General features: G+C 53.1%; 5 protein-coding genes. 2 read left to right on the top strand and 3 right to left on the bottom strand.

Annotated features, from left to right (window positions below):
• On the top strand, positions 1 to 391 hold a 391-nt coding region (locus ACRPFF_RS08710; protein WP_432674417.1), incomplete at its 5' end, for a transposase.
• Positions 392 to 681: 290 nt separating this feature from the next.
• A complete protein-coding gene (locus ACRPFF_RS08705; protein WP_432674416.1) occupies positions 682 to 867 on the top strand; it encodes a hypothetical protein in 186 nt (61 codons plus the stop codon).
• Positions 868 to 1,762: 895 nt separating this feature from the next.
• On the opposite strand, the gene ileS is transcribed toward ACRPFF_RS08705, so the two are convergent.
• The 3 genes from ileS to ACRPFF_RS08690 all read right to left on the bottom strand — a co-directional run bounded on the left by ileS (position 1,763) and on the right by ACRPFF_RS08690 (position 6,089).
• Positions 1,763 to 4,552, bottom strand: coding sequence for an isoleucine--tRNA ligase (gene ileS, locus ACRPFF_RS08700; RefSeq protein WP_432674415.1), 2,790 nt, complete (start codon positions 4,550 to 4,552; stop codon positions 1,763 to 1,765).
• Between the two features lie 141 nt (positions 4,553 to 4,693).
• The gene (gene ribF / locus ACRPFF_RS08695) at positions 4,694 to 5,614 is read right to left on the bottom strand and encodes a bifunctional riboflavin kinase/FAD synthetase (RefSeq protein ID WP_432674414.1); all 921 of its coding nucleotides are present in this window, start codon (positions 5,612 to 5,614) and stop codon (positions 4,694 to 4,696) included.
• Between the two features lie 100 nt (positions 5,615 to 5,714).
• Complete coding sequence (locus ACRPFF_RS08690; RefSeq protein WP_432674413.1) at positions 5,715 to 6,089, bottom strand: hypothetical protein; 375 nt, start codon at positions 6,087 to 6,089, stop codon at positions 5,715 to 5,717.
• Positions 6,090 to 6,109: the final 20 nt, after the last annotated feature.

The following is a 6,109-nucleotide window of genomic DNA, read 5'->3' as shown; positions in this document are numbered from 1 at the left end:
CCAAGTGGCAGAGCAAATCAAAGGCATCGGTTCGATAACGACGGCTACGCTGATGGCGATGCTACCTGAATTGGGGCGGCTGTCGCACAAACGGATAGCGAGTCTGGTCGGCATTGCCCCGCACCCGAGGGAGAGCGGGGAAACCAAATTTAAAAGCCGCTGCTTTGGCGGAAGGTCTGCGGTGCGTAAGGTGCTGTATATGGCTACCGTGGTAGCGACACGTTTTGAACCGCTTATTCGGGATTTCCACCAATGCCTGCTGTCCAAGGGTAAGGCATATAAGGTTGCCGTTACGGCATGTATGCGCAAACTGCTGACGATATTGAATGCCCGGATGCGTGATTATTTTGCCGAAAACGGCACCACCGAAAATGGTATCCGAACGGCTTGATTTGAGTTTTGGTATTTTTGCCCGACGGGGTGAAAAATACAGTTGCTCCGCCGTCATTCCCGCGCAGGCGGGAATCCAGACCTGTCCGCACAGAAACTTATCGGATAAAAACAGTTGCCCAAACCCTGCGTTCTAGATTCCCACTTTCGTGGGAATGACGGTTCAGTTGCGTAGGACTGAGTCGTCGAAAGGGGCGGATTCGATGGATTCAATGAAAACGGTAGAAATGTTGAATTGATGGAAATGGCGGGCTGAAGCCCACCCTACGGCTCGCTGATTCCCCGATACCGATGCCGTCTGAACCTTCAGACGGCATTTTTGATGCACTTGCCGTTTACAGACGCGGGGCGGGCGTGGAAATACCCGAACCGTCATTCCCGCGCAGGCGGGAATCCAGACCTGTCCGCACAGAAACTTATCAGATAAAAACAGTTGCTCAAACCCCGCGTTCTAGATTCCCACTTTCATGGGAATGACGTGGTGCAGGTTTCCGTATGGATGGATTCGTCATTCCCACGCAGGCGGGAATCTAGACCTGTCCGCACAGAAATTTATCGGATAAAAACAGTTGCTCAAACCCCGCGTTCTAGATTCCCACTTTCGTGGGAATGACGTGGTGCAGGTTTCCGTATGGATGGATTCGTCATTCCCGCGCAGGCAGGAATCCAGACCTGTCCGCACAGAAACTTATCGGATAAAAACAGTTGCTCAAACCCTGCGTTCTAGATTCCCACTTTCGTGGGAATGACGGTTCAGTTGCGTAGGACTGGGTCGTCGAAAGGTGAGGATTCGATGGACTCAATGAAAACGGTAGAAATGTGGGATTGATGGAAATGGCGGGCTGAAGCCCATCCTACGGCTCGCTGGATTCCCGCCTGCGCGGGAATGACGGGATTACAGGTTGCTGTTTTTGGATTTCTGTTTTTAAGTTGCTGTTTTTAAGTTGCTGTTTTGGGTTGCTGTTTTTTGTGGAAATGCCGAAGTTTTAGATTGTGATAACTCATCGACAAACAACCCCTCCGCCGTCATTCCCACGGAAGTGGGAATCTAGAAATGAAAAGCAACAGGCATTTATCGGAAATGACTGAAATTCAATACCGCAAAAATCTACCCGAAATGATATAGTGGATTAACAAAAATCAGGACAAGGCGACGAAGCCGCAGACAGTACAGATAGTACGGAACCGATTCACTTCGTGCTTCAGCACCTTAGAGAATCGTTCTCTTTGAGCTAAGGCGAGGTAACGCCGTACTGGTTTTTGTTAATCCACTATAAAAAACCCCTCCGCCATTATGAAGACAAATCGCGGCACAAAAAATGCCGTCTGAAATGCTGTTCGGCAGTTTCAGACGGCATTTGCTCAAACTTTATCAGGCGTAATGGCGCGTTTCTCCTTCTCCGCCGACATTCTCTGCACAGCGTTTGCAGACGGTTTCATGGCCTGCAACCGCGCCCACATCGTGGGTGTAGTGCCAGCAGCGTTCGCATTTTTCGCCATCGCTGGCTTTGGCGGCAACGGCAAGTTCGCTGCCTACTTTCACTTCTGCTTTAGACACCAGCAAAGCAAAGCGCAATTCTTCGCCCAAAGCATTCAGATAGTCGGCCATTTCTTCCGGCGCGGTGATTTCGGCTTCGGCTTGCAAGGACGAACCGACGGTTTTGTCGGCGCGCAAAGGCTCGATGGCGGCGGTAACGGCTTCGCGGGCTTCGCGGATTGCCGTCCATTTTTTCACCAGTTCGGCTTCGGTTTTTTCGTTGATGGTCGGGAACTCGTGCCAAGTATGGAAGAGGACGCTGTCTTCTTCGCCGCCGCCGATGATGTCCCACGCTTCTTCGCCGGTGAAGCACAAAATCGGTGCAATCAAGAGAACCAAACTGCGTGTGATGTGATATAGGGCAGTTTGTGCGCTGCGGCGTGCATGGCTGTCGGCTTTGGTGGTGTAGAGGCGGTCTTTCAGGATATCGAGGTAGAACGCGCCCAAGTCTTCCGAGCAGAAAGAAACAATGTCTTTTACGGCGAAGTGGAAGGCATAACGCGGATAGTAATCGCCTGCCAGACGCTCTTGCAGCCGACGCGCCAACACCAGGGCATAGCGGTCGATTTCCACCATGTCTGCCTGTTGAACGGCATCTTCAATAGGGTTGAAGTCGCTGAGATTGGCAAACAGGAAGCTCAAAGTNTTGCGGATACGGCGGTAGCTTTCGGTTACGCGCTTGAGGATTTCTTTGGAAATCGCCAATTCGCCGCTGTAATCGGTGGATGCCGCCCACAGGCGCAGGATGTCCGCGCCGAACTCGTTATACACTTCTTGCGGCGCGACGACGTTGCCGATGGATTTCGACATTTTGCGCCCGTTTTGCTCCACCACGAAACCGTGTGTCAGAAGCTGTTTGTACGGCGCGCGACCCATTGATGAGGCGCAGCCGGTCAGCATAGACGATTGGAACCAGCCACGGTGTTGGTCGCTGCCTTCGAGGTACAAGTCAGCCGGCCATTCCAATTCTTCGCGTTGTTTCACAACGGAATAATGGGTCGAACCGGAATCGAACCATACGTCCATCGTATCGGGGAGTTTGTCGTAATGTTCGCAATCTTCCGCGCTTAATAATTCGCTCTTATCGAGGGAGAACCACGCTTCGATGCCTTTTTCTTCGATTTTTTGGGCAACTTTTTCCAACAACTCAGCAGAGTTCGGGTGCAGCTCGCCCGTTTCTTTGTGAACAAAGAAAGTCATCGGCGTGCCCCAGTAGCGTTGGCGTGAAACCACCCAGTCGGGACGGCCTTCGATCATCGCTTCCAAACGCGCACGACCCCATGATGGGAAGAATTCGGTGTCGTCCACGGCTTTGATGGCTTTGTCGCGCAGGGTTTTACCGTCGCTTCCGGCTTTGTCCATACCGACAAACCATTGGCCAGTCGCGCGGTAAATCAGCGGCGTTTTGTGCCGCCAGCAGTGGGCGTAGCTGTGTTCGATTTTGCTGCTTGCCAAGAGGTTGCCGGTTTCTTCCAGCCATTGCAGGATAACGGGATTGGCTTCCCAAACGCGCATACCGGCAACGCGCGGCGTTTCGCTGATGTATTTGCCTTCGGCGTTGACGGGGTTGTAAAGCTCGATGCCGTATTTATTGCAGACAGCGTAGTCTTCCAAACCGTGTGCGGGGGCGGTATGTACCAAGCCAGTACCGGCATCAGTGGTAACGTGGTCGCCGTTGAGCATGGGAATATCGCGTTCGAGGAACGGATGGTTCATGTGTAGGTTTTCCAGCTTGTCGCCGGTGGTTTCGGCAAGAATTGCAATGCCGTCTGAAAAACCGTAACGTTTGAGCGCATCTTCTGCCAAATCTTTGGCCAATACCAATTTGCCTTTAGGCGTATCAATCAGTTGATACACCACGTCTGCGCCAGCTGAAACAGCTTGGCTCGCAGGCAAAGTCCAAGGCGTGGTCGTCCAGATAACGGCAAACGCTTTGCCTTCGATACCTGCCAAACCGAATGCGGCGGCAAGCGCGGCAGTATCTTTAAACGGATAGGCAACGTCAATCGCAGGCGATACTTTGTCTTTGTATTCCACTTCGGCTTCGGCCAATGAAGAACCGCAGTCCAAGCAGAATTGAACCGGTTTCGCGCCGCGGTAGAGATAGCCGGATTTGTAGATTTCGCCGAGCATACGCACGGTATCGGCTTCGGTTTTGAAATCCATGGTCAGGTAAGGATGGTCCCAGTCGCCCAACACGCCCAAGCGGATAAAGTCTTTTTTCTGGCGGGCAACTTGTTCGGCGGCGTATTCGCGGCACAATTCGCGGAAACGCGCTTTGGGCATGTCTTTGCCGTGCAGTTTTTCTACCATCACTTCGATAGGCAAACCGTGGCAGTCCCAACCCGGCACATAAGGCGCGTCAAAACCGGCTTGGGTTTTGCTGCGGATAATGATGTCTTTGAGGATTTTATTGACGGCATGACCGATGTGGATGTCGCCGTTGGCATACGGCGGGCCGTCGTGCAGAATAAATTTCGGACGGCCTTTGGCGATTTCGCGCAGTTTTTGGTAGCGTTTTTGCTCGTACCAGCTTTTCAGCCATGCAGGCTCGCGCTTGGCAAGATTGCCGCGCATCGGAAACGGGCTTTCGAGCAGGTTGACGGTTTTGCTGTAATCGGTCATTTTTTAATCTCTATTGTTACAATATTTCGGTTTCAGACGGCATTGCGCCTCAAACAGTATTTCACAACGGGAAACCCCTATGCCGTCTGAAAAGTTAAAAGATTGATTGTAGCCCAATCGGATGGTTTGTATAAGGTTTTTCTACCAACACTTTGCGGCTTCCATATCGGCTGCTATCTGCCTTTTCAGTTCTTCCATACCGTCAAACTTTTCCTCATCGCGCAGTTTGTGCAGGAAGCGGACGTTCAGCCCTTGTCCGTACAGGTCGCCTTGAAAGTCGAACAGGTGGACTTCCAGCTTTTGAGAACAGCCGCTATCAACGGTGGGATTGAAGCCGAAGCTCGCCACGCCGCGCCGCGTGCCGAATGCGCCGTCTGCTTCGACGACAAACACGCCGCCGAGGGCATAACGGTGGCCGGGCAGGCGGATGTTGGCGGTCGGGGCGTTTAAGGTGCGCCCGAGTTTTCTGCCGTGCACCACCCTGCCCCCCAAAACGTAGTCGTGTCCCAAAAGTTTTTTCGCATAGGCAAGGTTGCCGTCTGAAAGGGCTTGTCGCACGGCGGTACTGCTGGTGCGGATGTCTTCGACGATGACGGAGGGCGTACGCTCGGTTTGCATATCGGGCTGTTGTGCCAAAAGTTCAAAACACCCTTCCCGCCCCGCACCGAAACGGAAATCGTCGCCGACGGGCAAATAACGCGTATTCAAGGTTTGACGCAGCAGGCGGTCGATAAACCCTTGCGCGGATATTTCGGAAAAATTTTGATCGAAACGCAAAACCCAGACGGCATCGACACAGCCTGTGCCTTCCAATAATTCGAGCTTGGTGCGCAGGGGGCTGATCCGGCACGGCGGCATCCTGCCGGTGCGGAGTGCGAAAAATTCTTTGGGTTGGGGTTCGAAAACGACGGCCACGACGGGTAATCCGCGCGTATTGGCTTCGAGGCGGAGTTTTTGGAGGATGTGTTTGTGTCCGAGGTGTACGCCGTCGAAGTTACCTATGGTTACGGCGGCACCGTGCGGAAAGTCGGGCGCGTTGTGCCGCCCCAGCCTGATTTTCATTGTTATGTTCGGGTATGTGATGAAACAGGCGGTCATTGTAAACGGTATTGCGGTTTATAGACAGTAGGCGCGTTCAGACGGCATATGCCGCCGCTTCTGACTACCACCACCAGGGACGGTAAAACGGATAGCCCCAATCGTCGTAATAGCGCGACAGGCGTACTTCTTTCAGCTGCTGTTGCGAGATGTAGTTCTGCCACGCCATTTTGTAACAGGCTTGGAACATGGGATCGGAAAGCTTTTCGGTATAGCGTGTTTTAAATATCTGTCTTTCGGCATCGGGCATGGACACATATCCTGAATCGAACTGACGGCGGATAAGCTGTGCAGTCTCGCGGTCGCATTGCGCTGCAAGGGCGACTTGCAGGTCCTGTTCGTAGCGTTGCTGTGCCTGACGGTATGCAGCCTGCTGTTCGGGTGTGGCGCAGGCAGTCAGTATGAGTATTGCGGCGGCGGCCGCGATGTATCGGCGCATGGTGTTCTACCCTCCTCGGA

This window comes from Neisseria sp. SLRRB23 (assembly GCF_050896295.1).
Taxonomy (GTDB): domain Bacteria; phylum Pseudomonadota; class Gammaproteobacteria; order Burkholderiales; family Neisseriaceae; genus Neisseria.
Note: the sequence above shows the minus strand (reverse complement) of the source record. Positions and strands in the feature narration are given on the sequence as shown.